Source organism: Atopobium sp. oral taxon 416, assembly GCF_018128285.1.
Taxonomy (GTDB): domain Bacteria; phylum Actinomycetota; class Coriobacteriia; order Coriobacteriales; family Atopobiaceae; genus Olsenella_L.
Window position 1 is genome coordinate 2,302,479 of the sequence record NZ_CP072380.1, and the last position, 17,665, is coordinate 2,320,143.

Consider the following 17,665-nt stretch of genomic DNA (forward strand, 5'->3'; position numbering starts at 1 on the left):
TTCCAAACACTATCGTGCAGTCTTGGTTTCATGAGATCGTGGTACCGAACCACTTGATCTGCAGGTCATCCATCGTGCCATCGTCTTTGACCTCCTGGAGCGCCTGGTTGAGGGCCTTGGTCAGGTTCGGATTGTCCTTGCTGACGCCGATGCCCATCTGCTCACCCGTGGGGATCTGCTGTGCGATCACGAGGCCAGTGTAGGAATTTGAGACCATGTTCGAGGCGACCGGCAGATCGATCACCGCCGCATCGTACTGTCCCGTCTGTACACCGGTCAGGCACTGGATGTAGTCATCGAGCGGCACATACTGCGCATTTGACAGGTTCTCCTGTGCCCAGTCACCGCCGGTGGTACCGGACTGTGCGCAGACGCGTTTGCCATCCACATTCAGATCGTCGATCGTCGTGCTGGATGCTGTGCCTGGCACCACGATCGCCTGGTTGGAATCGAGGTAGGGGTCCGTAAAGTCGATCTCCTGCTCACGCTGATCGGTGATCGTCATGCCCGTGATACAGCAGTCGGCTTTGCCGCCTGCCTTGATGAGCGGCACGATCGTATCGAACTGCTGGGACGGGAGCCACTCGGACTCGAGGCCCATCTTGTCAACCAGGGCAGAAGCTAAGTCAGGGTCAAAGCCCTGGATCTCACCGGTGTTTTTGTCCATGGATTCAAAGGGTGGGAATGTGGCGTTGCAGACGCAGGTCAGCTTGCCGTCATTGACCAGGGTATAGGAGCCATAGTCCGCAGCCTGCTGCTGGTCTGAGTTGGACTGCCCGCAGCCGGCGAGCGCAGAGGCGCCGACAACGCCAACGCCGAGCATACCTGAGACTTTGAGGAAATTTCTACGGGAAATATTGTAGATAGGAACCATCGTCTGACCTTCCTTTTATAGCGACGTGTACGTGGGAGAAAGCCTATCCCGAGCATATCTTTTGCTCGTTGTTTAGAGTGTTGTAACGCTAAATAGATAAAACAAAATGTTTGAGGCCCGTTCTTTAACCGTTTTGTCATGTTTTGAACTCAATATTTAGTCAAGCCATACTCTACATTATTGCGTGAAATATGCCTCAATAGTCATTTTTGCGCATATTAATACAGAAAAACAATGAAACGTTCGGGTAGCGGTATACCCGTTTTCGCCTCAAAGTTGTCACTCATACATCACTGTAAAACCATTGTTTACACATACGGGGCAGTTCTGTGTCCGCCCCGTTTCTGTCTCTCTGCGCGGTTAATCCCCGCTAAAAACCGGCGTAGTAGTGCTTGCGCTCCCAGTCGGTTACCGTGGTGTTGTAGTCGTCCCACTCTTTGCGCTTGCTGGAGACCAGGTAGTCGCAGATGTGGTCGCCGAGCACCTCGTGGCAGAACTCTGACTGCTCAAAGAACTCGATCGCCTCACGCAGATCATGCGGCAGGCGTCTGACACCCTTCTTCGCGAGTTCAGCCTCTGAGGCGTAGATATCCTCGGTCGTGGCTTCGCTTTGGAGCTTCATCTCCCCCTCGATGCCTTTGACGCCCGCAGCAAAGGTGAGTGCCAATACAAGATAGGGGTTGCAGGTGGGATCAGGTCCCCTGAGCTCAACTCGTGTGGACTGATGCTTGCCCGGCTTGTGCATCGGCACCCGTACGAGCGCGGAGCGGTTCCGGTGTCCCCAGGTGGTGTAGCAGGGCACCTCAGAGTTGGGGTGCAACCGCTTGTAGGAGTTGACCGTCGGGTTCGTAATCAGCGTGCACTCCGGCGCATAGTGTAGGATACCCGCGATAAAGTGGTTGGCAAGCTCGGAGAGGTGATCCGGATACTTGGAGCTCGGACCCCAGAAGAGGTTGTTCCCGCCCTTGTCCATCAGGGACTCGTAGAAGAACATCGCGGAGCCTTCAGTATCGGAGAACGGTTTCGGCATGAACGACGCAAAGAAGCCGTTGGCAAAAGCTTCCTGCTTGATGACAAGGCGGGCAGTCATGATGTTGTCCGCACAGCTCAAGGCCTCCGAGTAACGCAGCTCAATGCCGTTCTGTGAGGGAGCCTGGGCATGGAAGGAGTACTCCACGGGGATGGACATCCGCTCGAGCATGAGGGTGGTGTCGCGTCTCAGGTCATGGGCAGAGTCCCACGGTGTCAGATCGAAGTAGCTCGCCTGATCGGAGAGCACCGGATCCTGCGAATCCTTGAAATAGAAGTACTCGATACGGGGCGCGGCGAAAGGCACATAGCCTTTAGCGTCAAGACTGTTGACCACACGGTTCAGTACCTCACGCGGATCGCCCTCGAAGGACTTTCTATCTGGGGTCCTGACGGAACAGAACATCCTGGCAGCGCCGTTTTCTGACTGCCTCCATGGCAGCACCTGGAAGGTATCCGGCTCCGGAAAAGCGAGCATATCGGATTCCTCGAGCGCCGCAAACCCGTCGACGGCAGAGCCGTCAAAACCGACACCCTCCCCAAAGGCCTCCTCGAGGTCTTCCGGTGAGATCGCAAAGGACTTGAGGTTTCCCGACACATCGCAGAACCATAGGCGAACAAAGCGAATATTGCGCTCTTCGACGGTGCGCAAAACAAAGTCGATATCTTTCTGGCTCGGCATTTGTTTCCCTCTCGACACTTAGGCAGCCGCACGTGATACACGCGCGGCTGCCTTCTATACTTTTTTATCTGGTTTCACTTTTGCATACCCGTGTTTCATGCGTGTTTCAAAACATCGACGTCTTCGCGACTGAGAAAAACCGCAGGATTGCACACCATTCACACGCCGTTCACCTACCGTTCGCGGGTACGCTTTTGACCCAGCTTGTTGCAACTCGGTCGCGGTATCACATACGGAAACCCACCGGTCACGCGGACTTGTGCTGCGTGGTCTCACCGGCCCCCTTAGCCTTCAGTGCATCCTCGACGTCTGAAACCATGGTTTTAGCGACCGGACACTCACCGCCCGTATACGCAGCGGTGCAGGTACCTGACGCAGCGCAACCGTCACAGCCCTTTTTTGCGTTTTTTACAGAGGAACGGATGGCGAAAATAAATGCCAAACCAACTGCGGCTATGATTACAATATCTAGTGCGTTCATAGAGGAGACCTCCTCTGGTTCGACCTTGAAGTGTTATTGTTAACCTATGGTTACTATACCCTTCTTGGCTATCATGTAAGAGACGCTCCATGCGTCTTTTACAAAATTATATAGGTTAGTCACGGCAAACGAAACGGAAGGGAAAGCTATGGCAGACGATCAGAACATGCACCTCGTTATTATTCGTCACGGTGAGTCTGAGTGGAACAAGCTCAACCTCTTCACCGGGTGGACTGATGTCGACCTGACAGAGACAGGCCGTCAAGAGGCAGCTGCCGGAGGCAAAGCACTGAAGGACCAAGGCTATGATTTCGACGTATGCTACACGTCCTTACTGAAGCGCGCGATTCACACGCTGAACATCGTCCTCGATGAGATGGACCGCAACTGGTTGCCTGTCTACAAGACCTGGCGCCTCAACGAGCGTCACTACGGCGCACTCCAGGGCCTCAACAAGGCCAAGGCCGCTGAGGAGCACGGTGAGAAGCAGGTTTTGATTTGGCGCCGTTCCTTCGACGTCCAGCCGCCTGCACTGGAGCCGGGCGATGAGCGCGACCCGCACATCCAGCCGATGTTCCGCGACGTCCCGAAAGAGGACCTGCCCTACACCGAGTGCTTGAAGGACACCATCGCCCGTGCATGGCCGTACTTCGAGCAGACCATCAAGCCGCAACTTGAGACCGGCAAGCGCGTTCTGATCGCCGCACACGGCAACAGCCTGCGCGCCCTCGTAATGCAGCTCGAACACCTCACCCCGGATCAGATCCTTAAGGTCAACATCCCGACCGGCGTTCCGTGCTCCTATACCTTTGATAAGGACTGGAACATCACCGACAAGCACTACATCGGCGATCCTGAGACCATTGAGAAGAAGATCCAGGCTGTCGCGAACCAGGGCAAGGCCAAGAAATAAGGCTTAGTACCTGATAGGCCGGGGGCTCGCGTCTCCGGCCGCTTTATTGCCGCTAGTCGCGATCCTTCGCAGGCAGAATCTCGATGCGTTGCCCATCCGGCTCCACGATGAAGTACAGTCTCATCTTCGAATTCTCTTTCTGAGTGCACCCCATCTTCATATAGCGTTCGTGGTAAGCGTCAATATCATCCACCTCAAGGCGGCGTGGGTGTCATTGCCGCCGTTGTCATACGGCTCAGCCCTCCACAGTTCCAGGTCAGCTCCAGCTCACATGGGGAGATGCCGTTTTCCATAAAAGTATTGGTCCAGGGTCCATCGGCCGGACCGGATTCCCACACCACATGAAATCCCAGCGCTTCCTGATAAAATGCAGCCTAACAGTCTAGATACCAGGTGATAGTGTACCTATGTCGAGCTGCGGAGGCTTGCGTCGGCCATCATCATATGGCGAACCACTCTTGCAGTTTCAGGCCACCGGCCACGGGCTTGATTGACCCAAAAGAGCTCGGCCTACCAGTTGAGGTAGCTTTTGTATGCTGGCCATCGACATATCTGTGAAGCGCCAGATTCACCCGTTGTCTAGACTGTTAGAAAATGCAATCGTCTTCGCTTTGCCCAACACATGCGTGCAGCGATACACAAACTTTGCCTGCATAGACCCTCCTTAAGTCATATTTCGACCTTTCACGATACCAAACCGCCCAAGCTCACCGAGGGTGTATCGCAGGATGCTGCGTTTCGTCCTGAAGAACAAAAAATCGCCAGTGGGAAGGGAAACCCACCGGCGATGATAATGGCCAATCCTGTCAGGGAGAGGATCCGACAGGTGACCTCTGGTAAAAACAAGGTTGGTCTGTGCCGCATTTGTCAACCATATATAACTTATCACAAGACCCTAGCAAGTTAACCCACAGTTACTTGTGTACACACACCCTACACAAATGCGGTCCCACGATCATTTTTCACTCAGGAAGGTGCGAGGTAATCATCGAGAGCTCGCCTGAAAACTCCATAGTCCCTGCATCGGAGAGCGCCAGGAAGTGGCTTCCCTTCTTCAAGGGATATTCTTTGCCCAGCACTTTCACCAAGCCCTCGCCGCCATACACGCTGACGCACATGAAGGGCCACTTCTGGTCTACGGACTTGGCCTCTTTCACACGGATGCGGTCGACGACGAACTTGTCGCAGCGCATGAGCTCAGTGACCCCATCCACCTCAGGAGCCGTGACCTCACCGGAGGTTGGCGGCACCTGGCTGAAGTCCACCACATCGCAGGCCTGTTCGATATGAAGCTCGCGCTTTGTCCCATCCGGCTGCACGCGGTCGTAGTCATATACACGGTAGGTGATATCGGAGGACTGCTGAGTTTCGATTGCGAGGCAACCGCCACACAGCGCATGGATCGTCCCAGGGTTGACTGCAAAGAAGTCACCGGTTTTGACCGGGATCTTATTCAGCAGACGGTCCCAGTCCCCGGCTTCCACCATCTTCCGGAACTCGTCAGCGTTCTTTGCATGCTGGCCGATAATGATCTGGGATCCGGGGTCTGCGTGGACGATATACCAGCACTCTTTCTTTCCCAGGGATCCATTCTCGTGCTCCGCAGCATAGACATCGCCCGGGTGGACCTGCACCGACAGGCTCTCATGGGTGTCCAGGATCTTGATCAGCAGCGGGAACTTACCCCGATCTCCCAGGCAGTTACCAAAGAGGTCGCGCCGGGCAGCCCAGAGCTCGTCCAAGTGCAGTCCCTCAAAGGGGCCGCCTTCGATCGCGCAGTCTCCTGCGGGGTGGGCAGAGATCGCCCAGCACTCCCCGACGTTCCCATCCGGAATGGTATAGCCAAATTCCGTGGCAAGCTTTCTGCCACCCCAGATCTTCTTCACAAAGACCGGCTTCATAAACACGAGGCCGACGTTTTCCGCATCCAATTGAGCCATAGCAAGCTCCTTTTTCTTTCACAGGTATACCGATACGAACAAATTCATTGTTGCATTCAGTATATAAAAAGAAAACTTGCGCCATAGCAACCACGGTACAAGCTTTCGCGGCCTTATTGTTTTGCAGCGTTCTGCTTTTGGTGTTTGCTGCCTTACTTATGCTTCGCCCGCCACACACGCGGCGTCTCCCCCATCGTATCGACAAAGGCCTTAGTGAACTTGGAGGGGTTGACATACCCCACTGAAGAGGCTACTTCGGCAATCGTGAGATCCGTGTCCAGGAGGGTCTGCGCCGCCTGCTTGATGCGGTAGGTGCGGTACCACTGGTAGATGGAGGTCCCGAACGTCTCGCGGAAGGCTTCCTTGAGGACGGTGCCTGAGGTGTCGCAGCGCATCGCGAGCGTGTTGATTGTGATCGGTGTTGCAACATTGTCCATCAGGATCTGCTGCGCGCGGTAAGCGAGCTCCACGTGGCTCAGGTGCGTTGAGCGGCGGTGCTTCTCCTCGTTGGGGTTTGCGGGCTTGGCATCGGATTTCCCCAAGTGCTGCAGGATTTCCAGGACCTTCAGGCGATAGGTATTCTTCGAGGCGCTGGTGTGGCCGAAGCACAGGGCTTCACACGCCTCCTCAAGCTCCTCAGATCGGTTCAAGACCTGCATCTTCTCCGTTGCGGAACAGAGTGAGAGGATCTGCGTCGGATCCACCCCGAAGCTCGTGAGCAGCCGCCTCGTCGCGGCCTTGAGGTTTTTCTTGATCGTCAATCCCACACCGGCGACGTATCCGACCGGACAGCGGATCACGATTTTCTTTTCCGCAAGCGCGCCGAGGCCGATCTCATTTTCCTGCAGGACTGCAGAGAGCTCGTCGACACGGTCAAGCTCGACAGAGCCCTGCTTGCAGTAGCAGATATTCATAGAATTCCTGAGATTGATCTGCGGCGGGATATCATAGAACGCTCCCAACACCCGTGATTTGATCTCAAACTGCACCATCGTGATCCCCGGGAAGAGCTCGATGACCGAGGCGCGCCCCTTTGCGTTCTCACGCGATGAAAAAGTGAAATGTACGGACGTAGAAGCTTGATGGTGTTCGTCAGTTACTAAAAAATTTGAATATTGCTGCGCACTGTTCCAGGCGCGGGGCAACTCGGCAGACCCCATAGGCTCCTACTCCTTACAGCAAGCCGAGCACTGTCGGCAACATTTCCCGACAGTGCTCGGCACAGGTATTCACCAGTCCGTATTTAATTCTACGCTACCCCAGCGTCCAGTGAATTCAAAATCTTACTGTCTTCCTTCCACTTAGGAGTCGGTTTTGCAACCTGGTAGACGATCAGCACCAGGAACACGAAAGCGGCCACCGTCCAGAAGCTGAAGTTGCCGAGGGCGAAGAGCTCCCAGAACTGGTTGACCATCAGGCCGACGACCCAAGCGAAGCCACACTCGTAGCCGATTGCGAACCAGAACCACTTCGGGTCAGCCATCTGTGTGCGGATCGTACCGATTGCTGCAAAGCACGGTGCATCAAGCAGGTTGAAGGCAACGAACGCGCACATCGCACCGACGTGCAGAATGCCTGTAGCGTCTGTGAACATCGTCGCAAAGCCGTTCCACATCGTGACGGAGGATTCCGTTGCCTCACCGAGGCCGTAGAGGGAACCGAAGGTACCAACCAGGTTCTCCTTAGCGATAAGAGCGGAGAGGGTCGTTGCGGTTGCCTGCCAGGTACCGCAGCCGAGCGGTGCGAGGATGAAGGAGAGCGCGCCGCCGATGCCAGCGAGCAGGGAGTAGTCCATGTAGTCGTCCCCTGCACCTTCCATATCCTCGAGGAAGCCAAAGGCGCCGGAGCCGCCTTCCCAGCCTGCTACGCCGAAGCGTGAGAGGACCCAGATGCCGACCGCAGCCGCGAAGATGATCGTAGCGGCCTTCTTGATGTAGGCGCTCACGCGCTCCCAGATGTGCAGCCACCAGGATCTCGGTGATGGCATATGGTAGCTCGGAAGCTCCATTACGAACGGAGCTGGCTCACCCGCGAAGGGTTTGGTCTTCTTCAGCATGATTGCGGAGAGGATGATTGCGCCAAAGCCCATGAAGTAAAAGAGTGGAGCGACCCACCACATGCTGGAGCCACCGGCGAGGACACCCATAACCAGGGCGATGATCGGGGTCTTAGCGGAGCACGGGATCATAGTCGTAAGCATTGCGGTCATACGGCGGTCTTTTTCATTCTCGATCGTCTTGGTAGCCAGGACACCCGGGACGCCACAGCCGGAGGAAACGATCATCGGGATGAAGGACTTGCCGGAGAGCCCAAAGCGACGGAACACACGGTCCATAACGAAGGCGACACGGGACATGTAGCCGCAGTCCTCCAGGAAAGTCAAAAGTACGAAGAGCATGAACATCTGTGGGATGAAGCCGAGTACTGATCCCACACCACCGATCACGCCTTCGACCACGAGTGATTTGACCACATCGGACACGCCGATAGCTGTGAGGCCGTCTTCAGCTGCATCGGGGATGGACTGTACGAATCCGGAGTAATCCTCAGGGGCCGGCTCGTCTTCCAGCGTGTCAACCGCGTTGGTGAAGTCCGCGTAGGTGACCGTCGATATCGTATCGAGGGTCTGTCCCTCTGCCAGCACCGGATTTCCGTCGCTGTCGAGCTTGGTGATAACCTCACCGTCGGTGTCGACGAAGTTGCCGTCTTCATCGGTAATCGGCACATCGTAGGCGACCACACCCTCTTCAGAAGCTGCCGTCTCAAAGGTCTGAACCGTCTGCTCGTCTTCTGGCGTCGGATCCTCGGCCTCGATTGCGTCCTGCACGCCGGCGGTGTCGATACCGTCGTCAGCAGCAGCGGCCAGGTAACCGGAGATTTGATCCGCAGAGTGCTGAGAGAACCACTCGTCGTGGTCGTTGTTGTACTGCTCCTCGCTCTGGCCGTTGACAAAGAAACCATCGCCGAACAGGTTGTCGTTGACCCAGTCAGTGGCTGCCTTGCCGACCGTCGCGATTGACAGCCAGTACACAAAGGAGATCACCACGATGAAGATCGGGATACCGAGCCAGCGGTTCGTGACCACCTTATCGATCTTCTCGGAGGTGGTGAGCTTCTTCGGAGCCTTCTTCACGCACGCCGCCATGACCGTCGCGATCCAGTCATAGCGGTCAGAGGTGATGATGGACTCCGCGTCGTCGTCGCGGTCTTCCTCGACCTTCTTGATGATCTTCTCACACTGTTCAAGTTCTACCTTGGTAAGGCCGAGCGGCTTAATCGCCTCGGCGTCGCGCTCGAAGACCTTGATGGAATACCAAGTCACGAGCTCTGGCCTTGTCTTGTCAGCGATGATGGAGCTGATCTTGTCGAGGGCGTCGGAGACTTCCTTTGAGAAACAGTCGACTCCACCCGTGACCGTCTGATTCTTCGCAGCGGCGCAGGCCTGCTGAACGAGTTCTTTCAGGTTCTTGTTGTGCAGTGCGGATACCTCGACGACCGGAACCCCGAGCATCTTGGAGAGCTTGCGGGCGTCGACGACGTCTCCGCGCTCTTTCAGAAGGTCGCACATGTTGAGGCCCACCACAACCGGACGGCCGGTCTCGAGTACTTGGGTCGTCAGGTACAGGTTGCGCTCCAGGTTGGTTACATCGATCAGGTCGATGATTGCATCGGGCTGATCCTTCACCAGGTAGTCACGCGAGACGACCTCTTCCGGTGAATACGGGGACAGGGAGTAGATACCCGGAAGGTCTACGAACTCCACGTCCTTATCCTCGAGCCACGGTGCCTGTTTCTTCTCAACTGTGACACCCGGCCAGTTTCCCACGTACCCGTTTGAGCCCGTCAGCTGATTGAAAAGCGTTGTTTTGCCGCAGTTAGGGTTGCCTGCAAGAGCAATGAAGCTACTTTCTCCCATCACAAACCTTTCTTCTCTTGTCGTGACGTGCACGGAAATAATTGAACCTCAGTATTGTTAGATGAAGCTTACTTGCCGACCAAAGAAAACGAGGCTCTTCGCCTCTGTGATTACTCGCCCTCGTGGACGTTTTCAACTTCCACGCAGCTCGCTTCATCTTTACGCACTGATAGCTCGTAGCCACGAACCGTCAGCTCGACCGGATCGCCTAACGGGGCAACTTTGCGCACGTAGATATCGGTCCCTTTGGTTAAACCCATATCCATGATGCGGCGTTTGATCGCTCCGGTTCCGGCCAGTTTCTTGACCGTGCAGGATTGACCGACTTTGACATCTCTGAGTGTTGGCATTGCTCATTCCTCTCTAGTTCACCAGAATGTGTGAGGTCATCTGCCGATTTAAGGCAAAGGTCGCACCTTTGACCTTCACGATGCAGTCCCCGTTAACGTGCGAGACTACCCTGACTTCGGCGCCTTCGACGAATCCCATTGCTGCCATATGTTGGCGCAGCTCTTTGGATCCGCAGATTCGGCTGACCACCACAGCATCCCCCTCAGATACCATCATGAGCGGCAAATTCGCCGCCGAATGTGAACTCATACTGTTCGGCCTCATCTGGCTGCTCATTGTCTCTTCCACTATGCCCTCCTCACAGTACGGCTAGAAGTTAACTCATGCTTACCAATAAAGTATACTTCTTGTAACTTTTCAATCAACAACAAAGTAGCCTATCACTAACTTTTTACACTGTTCCAATTGTGGGTGTTAGAGCACTTTCCCCGACCTACCCTTTCCCCGCTATGGAAAAAGTGCCCCGCCTCCCTCGGGAGACGGGGCACTGAGACACACCCGATGTACAAGAACCTCAGCCCGTGTTCTGGAGGCCCGCAGAGACCCCAGAGACGGTGCACAGAATCAGGAACAGGAACCGTTCGCGCTCCTCAGGCGTAAGCTTATCGTCGCCGCGGATTGCGTCGAGGGCCTTGACCTGCATGATGGAAAGCGCATTCACGAAGGGCAGGCGTGCATGCACGACCGGTCCTAAGACCTTGGAGTGCTGCAGCGGCTCGTCCTCGTTCAGGATGTTAAGCACCCACTTGCGGGTGAGCTTCAGCTCGTTCATTACCATCTCGGAGAGATCCGGACGGTCGCCTAAGCCCAGATACATCCAACCGATACGCTCGTCGGTCTTCGCGAGGGACATCTCGATGTTATCGATGAAGGTTTTAAAGAGCGGCCACTCCGCATAGGCACGGCGCAGCATGCCCAGATCGTTGAGCTCCTCGCAGGCAGAGCCCAAGCCGTACCAAGCAGCGAGGTTGATGCGCGCCTGGCTCCAGCTGAAGATCCAGGGGATCGTGCGCAGATCGTCGAGGGACTTGGCCCCCAAGCCACGCTTTGCAGGGCGTGAGCCGATCGGCAGAAGGCCGATCTCAGCTAGCGGGGTCACCGTGGAGAACCACTCGGCGAAGCCATCCTGGTTCAGGAGCCTCATGTACGCCTCACGGGAGGATCGCTCGAGCTTTGCGGCTATCCCCTCGTACTTCTCGGTGTACTTGGTGTTGATCTCGCCGATCGAGGGGGCGCTGTGCAAGAGGGTTGCAGCTGCCACGGATTCGACGTGCCGGCGGGCCAGGACTTCATTGCCGTAGCGGGCAAAGATGATCTCGCCCTGCTCAGTCAGCTTGAAGCAGCAGTTGACCGAGCCCTTTGGCTGCGCCAACACCGCACGGTTTGCCGGGCCGCCGCCACGGCCGACCGCGCCACCGCGCCCGTGCATCAGCACGAGGTCGATATCGTTCTTCTTGGCCCACTCGGCGATGTTCTTCTGCGCCTCATGCAGCACCAAGGTTGCAGAGGTCGGGCCGGCATCCTTTGAAGAGTCAGAGTAGCCGAGCATGACCTCAAGCCGACGGTTCGTCGCCGCCAGGCGGCGCTTTACATCCGGCAGCTTGATCATCTGGTCAAGCGTGTTGACCGCATTCTTCAGGTCATCTACCTGCTCAAAGAGCGGAATCACATCGAGAGTCGGGACATCCCTCGGATGGGCGAAGGAGAGCCTTGCCAGCTCGTAGACGTCCGCGATGTTCTGGGCGCTCTGCGTGAAGGAGATGATGTAGCGGCGGGCGGCGTTGACGCCGTTGCGGCGCTGGATCGATCCGATCGCGCGGAAGGTGTCGATGACCTCTCTCGTCATCGGCTGCAGATCCCCATCACGGCCGTGCTCCTTGATGTCCTTGAGGGCACGCGTGTGCACGAGTGAGTGCTGACGGAACTCCATCTGTACCATATTGAAGCCAAAAGTCTCCGCCTGCCAGATCAGGGTCTGCAAGGGGCCATACGCCTCACGCTTCGCCCCGGCCTGCTCGAGCGAATCCTGCACGACTTTGAGGTCTGCGATGTACTCCTCAACGTTGGGGTACATGAGATCTGCAGTACGGGTGATCGTCGCGCGCAGCCGTTCTGCCATCACCAGCATCACGGCACGGTGGAGCTCCTGGGCGGAGTGTTGCATCGCGCGGTGCGCGAGTTCCTCGTTCATCTCCACCTGATGGTTCCACAGGCTCTTCAGCTCCGCGGAAGGCTTCGTGGAGCCGCCCTCCATCGTAAGCGTCAAGCCCACTTTGGCGGTTACCTCTGCCAGGGTCCGCAGCATATGGATGCGGAACTTCTCCGCCACACGGCGAGAGACCTTTGCAGTCACGTTCGGGTTGCCGTCACGGTCTGAACCGATCCAGCTGCCCAGACGGAAGAAGGCGGGGCAGATCGGCTTCACAGTGCCGGCTTTGTCGCCAAGCTCCCAGTCATCGAAGCGGCGGTAGACTTTCGGAATCATATCGAAAAGGGTGTAATCGAACACGTCGATGATCGTGTCGGACTCCTCCACCGGCGTCGGCTTCTTCGCGGCAATCGGATTCGTCCGGTAGAGTGAATCGATCTCTTCAAGCAGCTGACGCTCGTTTTCCTCAGCATCGATGCCCTCAAGGTTGCGGCGCAAATCCAACAGCTTAGAGATCCGGCGGATCTTCGCAGTGACCGCATTACGGCGCGCCTCAGTCGGGTGTGCCGTAAAGACCGGATGGAACTCTAGGCGGTTCAAAAGCTTATTTGCCTTGGTCTTGCCGACTTCCTGAATCAGGCGGTAGTACGCCACCGTCATCTCGTTGACCGGATCCTCGTCGGAATCCACCGGGACGATCCCCTCGCGGCGTTTAAGGGAGCTTACACGATAGGCTTCCTCAGAGATATTCGCGAGATGGAAAAAGGTCGTAAAGGCACGGGCCAGATAGGACTCTTGCTCCAGGGTCAGCTTATCGATCAGGTTCACCGCATCGGTGTACGCCTGGTCGATCTCCTGCTCCGGCAGTTCCTTATCGTTGGCCTTCACCATATAGCTCAGGAGCTCATCAAAGGTCTTACAGAGCTTAGGATCGTATTCCTTCAGGACCTTGCGCGTGAGGCGCAAGAAGAATTCCATATTTTGACCGAGCTCTTGGGGCATATGCACTTCTGATAGCGCAGAGGCGGCCGCTGCACGCTCGCTTGAAGCGTCTGTCTTGGCCTGCGTATCCCAGTGTGCGTTACTATCGCTCATGTATCCTCCCCATATAGCTTGTATCAGGACGTAGTCTCTATATTACGCTACAGTTGACATTCCCGTAAACTAAAGTTACGGGATTTTGGCTGGACGTGAATTTGCTGAGGTGTTGCCAAAACACCTCTACACAGTTGCCGGTCTGCCGGCTTCTGCTTGTGTGCAATGTTTACGGCAGCGTTGATGTCCGCGCTCACCAAGATGCTATCTTTAGGTTGGCGGATCAGCATTCTGAGTGCAACAGGATAGTCCCGCTCCACAGAGACGTGGCGCACTTCTGAAGGCTACGATATTGGTTGTCTAGTCAACGTCGAAAGCTGGAAGGAATGTGCCACTACAAGTATCGTATGCCCACAGGAGAGGGACTGCATAGCCGAGCTGCGTGGCACAAGGGAAGGCCAATCGGCTATATCGCGGGAAAGATCGGCAAGGACAGCTCCAGCGTCTGCCACAAGCTCAAGAGGAATGGCCGCCACGGATGCTATGGAGCCTGTACTGCCCAAAAGGAGGGCGGATGAGCGCCGCAGGAGATGCAGGGCGAAAAGGCGGCTTTCAGACCCTGCGCTTACGCAGAAGGTGCGCTTACTCATCATGGACAGACACTGGTCCCCGGATGAGATAGACGACATCTCAGGCTCGAGGGTGGCGGCAGGTGCGTCGTTGAGCCTGCCGACTATTCTTACCGGCAGGTCCATAGCCGCCACCCTCGAGCTGCCGGAAGCCTGCCCCGAAGGCAAGATGCGGCGCCACCTGCGCAGGAAGGGGCCTAAGACCAAAGGCAAGATCGAGATCTTACACACCGTGGATGAGAGACCAAAGCAGGCCGATGCGAGGTCTTGCCTCATCGAGTGGGTAGACGACACGCTCGTGGCAGCGGGACCCGTGTGCCTGCTCGTGCTTGCCGACAGGGCAGTGAGGCTGCTTGCCGCGGAAAGAGCCACCACGACAGCAGGAGCGTCTCTAAGGCCGAGGTCGGGCTGCTACAGAGACGTCCCCTCGAGACGCTCACTTCCGGATAGGGGCAAGCAGTTCGCAGGGCATGCAGATGTCACAGATGCCCTTTGAGGCGTGCAGTTCTACTTTTGCGACCCCCACCATCTATGGCAGAAGCTAACAGTTAAGAACACCAATGGGCTCCTGCTAGAGTTCTTCCCCTAAGGGCAGCGACTTCAGCAAGGTCACAAACGAGGAGGTGCAGCATGCAGTGGAGCTGATCTGCGACAGGGCGAGGAAGGTCCTGAAATACAGGACAGCCAACGAGGTCTTTAGGGAGATGTTGCACTCAGCTTGACAATCCGCCTTCTGAAATACGGACCGGAGCGCTTACAGTAGACGCAGTGAGACTTCCTTCAGTTGCTGCATCGTGACCTCGGATGGAGCATCGCTCATCAGGTCGGAGCCGGAGCTCGTCTTCGGGAATGCCATAACCTCACGGATGGAGTCAGAGTGCGTAAGCAGCATACAGACACGGTCAAGGCCCAAGGCAAAGCCGCCCATCGGAGGCGCACCGTAGGTCAGGGCATCCATCAAAAAGCCGAACTGTGCCTGGGCACGCTCCGGGGTGAAGCCGAGCTTCTCCAGGATCTTCTCCTGCAGCTTAGCGTCATGGATACGCATACCGCCGCCACCAGCTTCGAAGCCATCCATAACGAAATCGTAAGTGTGGGAGCCGATCGCCAGAGGATCGGTGTCCAGAAGATCGATCTGAGACTCCTCAGGCTGTGTGAAAGGCTGATGCTCTGCAGCGTAGGCCTTGCGATCCTCATCCCAGTGGAAGAGCGGAAAGTTCATGACCCACAGGAAGTCGTGACCCTCGCGCTTGATACCAAGGGCATTTGCCATATGGTTACGCATACCGCCCAGGATCTGGTCTGCGTGGAGTCTGTCTGCCACTGCGAACATCACGAGATCACCCGGCTCGACGTCCATTTCCTTACGCAGGTTTACCATCTCCTCATCGGAGAAGAACTTGACGATCGGGCTCGTGATTGACCCATCCTCACGGAAGGCAATGTAGGCCAAACCCTTGGCGCCAAAGGTTGCCGCGACATCCGCCAGACGGTCAATCTTGGCGCGAGGCCAAGTACCGGCACCTTTCGCATTGAAGGACTTAACACACTGCCCCTTCTTCTTGGAGGAGCCTGCAAACAGCTTGAACCTGGAGTTCGCAAAGATCTTTGTGACATCGTGCAGGTGCATACCGTAGCGCGTATCCGGCTTATCGGTGCCGTAGGTATCCATTGCATCCCAATACTCGATGCGGCGCAGTGGAACTGGCATGTCAACACCGATCTTCGAGAAAGCGTCTGAGAGCACCTGCTCGATTTCACCCATCACATCATCCTGGGTCACAAAGCTCATCTCGACGTCCACCTGGGTAAACTCAGGCTGACGGTCCGCGCGCAGGTCCTCATCGCGGAAGCACTTCGCGATCTGGTAGTAGCGCTCGACACCGCCAACCATCAGGAGCTCCTTTAAGAGTTGCGGAGACTGGGGCAGCGCGTAGAAGTGGCCCGGCTGGGTTCTGCTCGGGACCAGGAAGTCTCGAGCGCCCTCAGGCGTGGACTTGAACAGGCACGGGGTCTCCACTTCGGTGAACTCACGCTTGTGGAAGGCCTCACGGATTGCAAAGGTAAAGTCAGAGCGCAGCTCTAAGTTCTTCACCATCTTCGGCCGTCTGATGTCGAGGTAGCGGTACCGCAGACGGACATCCTCGGAGGTGTCCACGTGATCCTCAATCTGGAACGGCGTGGTTTTTGAGGGGTTGAGTACCTGAATCTCAGAAGCCAAGACCTCAATCTCGCCGGTCTTGAGCTTCGGGTTCTCCATGCCCTCCGGGCGCTCACGCACGGTACCTTTGATCAAAATGACCCATTCAGTACGGATACCCTCTGCCATATGGAAGGCAGTACCACCCGAATGCTCAGGGTCAAATGACACCTGCGTCATACCCTCACGATCGCGCAGATCGACGAAGATAAGGCCACCATGGTCACGACGGTGCCAGACCCACCCAGTCAGCGTCACTTGGCTGCCGATATCCTTCCTGCGGAGTTCACCGCAGGTGCGGGTGTGCATACTGTACTGGTCCATAGTATTCCTTTCATCTGTGCCGTCCCGTGCCGTAACGGACGGCTCCCCACCAGATGCCTGCGGGGTACGTAGACAGCGCCCTCGCACGTGAATGTCGATTGTACTCTTAGTCTGAAAGAAACAAACCGTTCGTGATGAAGGTGTTGCCTTTTGATGAAGGTTGTATGGGCACACACGCGGTCTCCCCAGAAAGTCTTCGGCCATACCTGAAACCCTTACCATACCTTTATGCTGCGTTTTTGCATGGAAATCCCGAGCATGATACTCTAGATGCGCAAAATGTTTCTCAGATGGCCTGCCTGGCATATTTGAACACGCTGTGGCATGGGACCACCTGCAAGGGAGGCTCACGGTGTTATACAGAGCGGCACTATTCGATCTCGACGGAACGCTTCTGAACACGCTGGACGATCTCACCTGCGCCGTCAACCACGCACTCTCCGAATCCGGATGTCCGGTCAGGACCAAAGCCCAGGTCCGAGCATCCATCGGACAGGGGGTCAGACACCTGATTCAGACTTCGCTGCCTGCCGGTGCCCCCGCTGATCTTCAGGAGCATGTCTTCCTGAATTTCCGCAGCTACTACGCCCAGCACTACAAGGACGCAACCACCCCCTACGAGGGCATCCCAGCACTGTTACGCCATCTCCGTACGCGGGGCATCCGCTGCGCGGTCATCTCGAACAAATCGGATGTCGAAGTCCAGAAGCTGATCAACCACTTCTTCCCCGGTGAGTTCGACGCCGTCGTGGGAGAGCAGGTCGATGCGGGTATCCGGAAAAAGCCGGCGCCTGACTTGGTCAACTTAACACTTGAGCAGCTGGACATGAAGCCGAAAGACGCCCTCTATATCGGCGACAGCGATACCGACATCGAGACAGCAAAGAACGCCCAGTGTGACTGCGCGAGCGTCACGTGGGGCTACCGTTCACGGGAGTTCCTGCGCGCCCACGGGGCGACGACGTTGGTCGACAACCCCCAGGAGCTTGAGCACCTGATCACCGGCGAAGAGGTTCACTGAATGGACAAAACTGCCTACGCATATCCTCCGATTTCCTGTCACTGGCCTACTCAAAGGCTCTAAGATGCGAATTGTTCGATATAGTAAAAGGACATAGACGTTTGGTCTATTCCTTCGATGA

15 protein-coding genes are annotated in these 17,665 nt (G+C 56.3%); 4 read left to right on the plus strand and 11 right to left on the minus strand.

Features of this window, described 5'->3' with window-relative positions; genetic code table 11:
- Positions 1-28: 28 nt before the first annotated feature.
- The 3 genes from J4859_RS12055 to J4859_RS12065 form a co-directional block, all read right to left on the minus strand.
- Positions 29-874, minus strand: coding sequence for an amino acid ABC transporter substrate-binding protein (locus J4859_RS12055; protein ID WP_212330090.1), 846 nt, complete (start codon positions 872-874; stop codon positions 29-31).
- A 370-nt stretch (positions 875-1,244) separates the two neighbouring features.
- Positions 1,245-2,585, minus strand: a complete 1,341-nt coding sequence (locus J4859_RS12060) for a glutamine synthetase family protein (protein WP_212330092.1) — start codon at positions 2,583-2,585, stop codon at positions 1,245-1,247.
- A 247-nt stretch (positions 2,586-2,832) separates the two neighbouring features.
- A complete protein-coding gene (locus J4859_RS12065) occupies positions 2,833-3,066 on the minus strand; it encodes a FeoB-associated Cys-rich membrane protein (RefSeq protein WP_212330094.1) in 234 nt (77 codons plus the stop codon).
- A gap of 148 nt (positions 3,067-3,214) precedes the next feature.
- On the opposite strand from J4859_RS12065, the gene gpmA reads away from it, so the two are divergent.
- Positions 3,215-3,979, plus strand: coding sequence for a 2,3-diphosphoglycerate-dependent phosphoglycerate mutase (gpmA, locus tag J4859_RS12070; RefSeq protein ID WP_212330096.1), 765 nt, complete (start codon positions 3,215-3,217; stop codon positions 3,977-3,979).
- 52 nt (positions 3,980-4,031) lie between these two features.
- On the opposite strand, the gene J4859_RS16415 is transcribed toward gpmA, so the two are convergent.
- From J4859_RS16415 to J4859_RS12105, 7 genes are all read right to left on the minus strand, one after another.
- Positions 4,032-4,172, minus strand: a complete 141-nt coding sequence (locus J4859_RS16415; protein ID WP_249113639.1) for a hypothetical protein — start codon at positions 4,170-4,172, stop codon at positions 4,032-4,034.
- Between the two features lie 769 nt (positions 4,173-4,941).
- Positions 4,942-5,919 carry a type I phosphomannose isomerase catalytic subunit gene (locus J4859_RS12080; RefSeq protein WP_212330098.1) on the minus strand — a complete coding sequence of 326 codons (978 nt, stop codon included), beginning with the start codon at positions 5,917-5,919 and terminating at the stop codon, positions 4,942-4,944.
- A gap of 152 nt (positions 5,920-6,071) precedes the next feature.
- Positions 6,072-7,079: an AraC family transcriptional regulator gene (locus tag J4859_RS12085; RefSeq protein WP_212330100.1), complete on the minus strand. Its 1,008-nt coding sequence runs from the start codon at positions 7,077-7,079 to the stop codon at positions 6,072-6,074.
- Positions 7,080-7,168: 89 nt separating this feature from the next.
- The gene (locus tag J4859_RS12090) at positions 7,169-9,835 is read right to left on the minus strand and encodes a ferrous iron transporter B (protein WP_212330102.1); all 2,667 of its coding nucleotides are present in this window, start codon (positions 9,833-9,835) and stop codon (positions 7,169-7,171) included.
- A gap of 110 nt (positions 9,836-9,945) precedes the next feature.
- Positions 9,946-10,185 (minus strand): FeoA family protein, encoded by a 240-nt coding sequence (locus J4859_RS12095; protein ID WP_212330103.1) that lies wholly within the window; start codon positions 10,183-10,185, stop codon positions 9,946-9,948.
- A gap of 13 nt (positions 10,186-10,198) precedes the next feature.
- Positions 10,199-10,435, minus strand: a complete 237-nt coding sequence (locus tag J4859_RS12100) for a FeoA family protein (protein WP_249113640.1) — start codon at positions 10,433-10,435, stop codon at positions 10,199-10,201.
- A gap of 265 nt (positions 10,436-10,700) precedes the next feature.
- Positions 10,701-13,430, minus strand: a complete 2,730-nt coding sequence (locus J4859_RS12105; RefSeq protein ID WP_212330104.1) for a phosphoenolpyruvate carboxylase — start codon at positions 13,428-13,430, stop codon at positions 10,701-10,703.
- Positions 13,431-13,756: 326 nt separating this feature from the next.
- Here J4859_RS12105 and J4859_RS12110 point away from each other — a divergent pair, with 326 nt between their 5' ends.
- Complete coding sequence (locus J4859_RS12110; protein WP_212330105.1) at positions 13,757-13,948, plus strand: hypothetical protein; 192 nt, start codon at positions 13,757-13,759, stop codon at positions 13,946-13,948.
- Positions 13,949-14,021: 73 nt separating this feature from the next.
- Positions 14,022-14,495: a hypothetical protein gene (locus tag J4859_RS12115; RefSeq protein WP_212330106.1), complete on the plus strand. Its 474-nt coding sequence runs from the start codon at positions 14,022-14,024 to the stop codon at positions 14,493-14,495.
- 258 nt (positions 14,496-14,753) lie between these two features.
- On the opposite strand, the gene aspS is transcribed toward J4859_RS12115, so the two are convergent.
- Positions 14,754-16,523 carry an aspartate--tRNA ligase gene (gene aspS, locus J4859_RS12120; protein WP_212330107.1) on the minus strand — a complete coding sequence of 590 codons (1,770 nt, stop codon included), beginning with the start codon at positions 16,521-16,523 and terminating at the stop codon, positions 14,754-14,756.
- Between the two features lie 352 nt (positions 16,524-16,875).
- On the opposite strand from aspS, the gene J4859_RS12125 reads away from it, so the two are divergent.
- On the plus strand, positions 16,876-17,544 hold the full coding sequence (locus J4859_RS12125; RefSeq protein ID WP_212330108.1) for an HAD family hydrolase: 669 nt from the start codon (positions 16,876-16,878) through the stop codon (positions 17,542-17,544).
- Positions 17,545-17,665 lie beyond the last annotated feature (121 nt).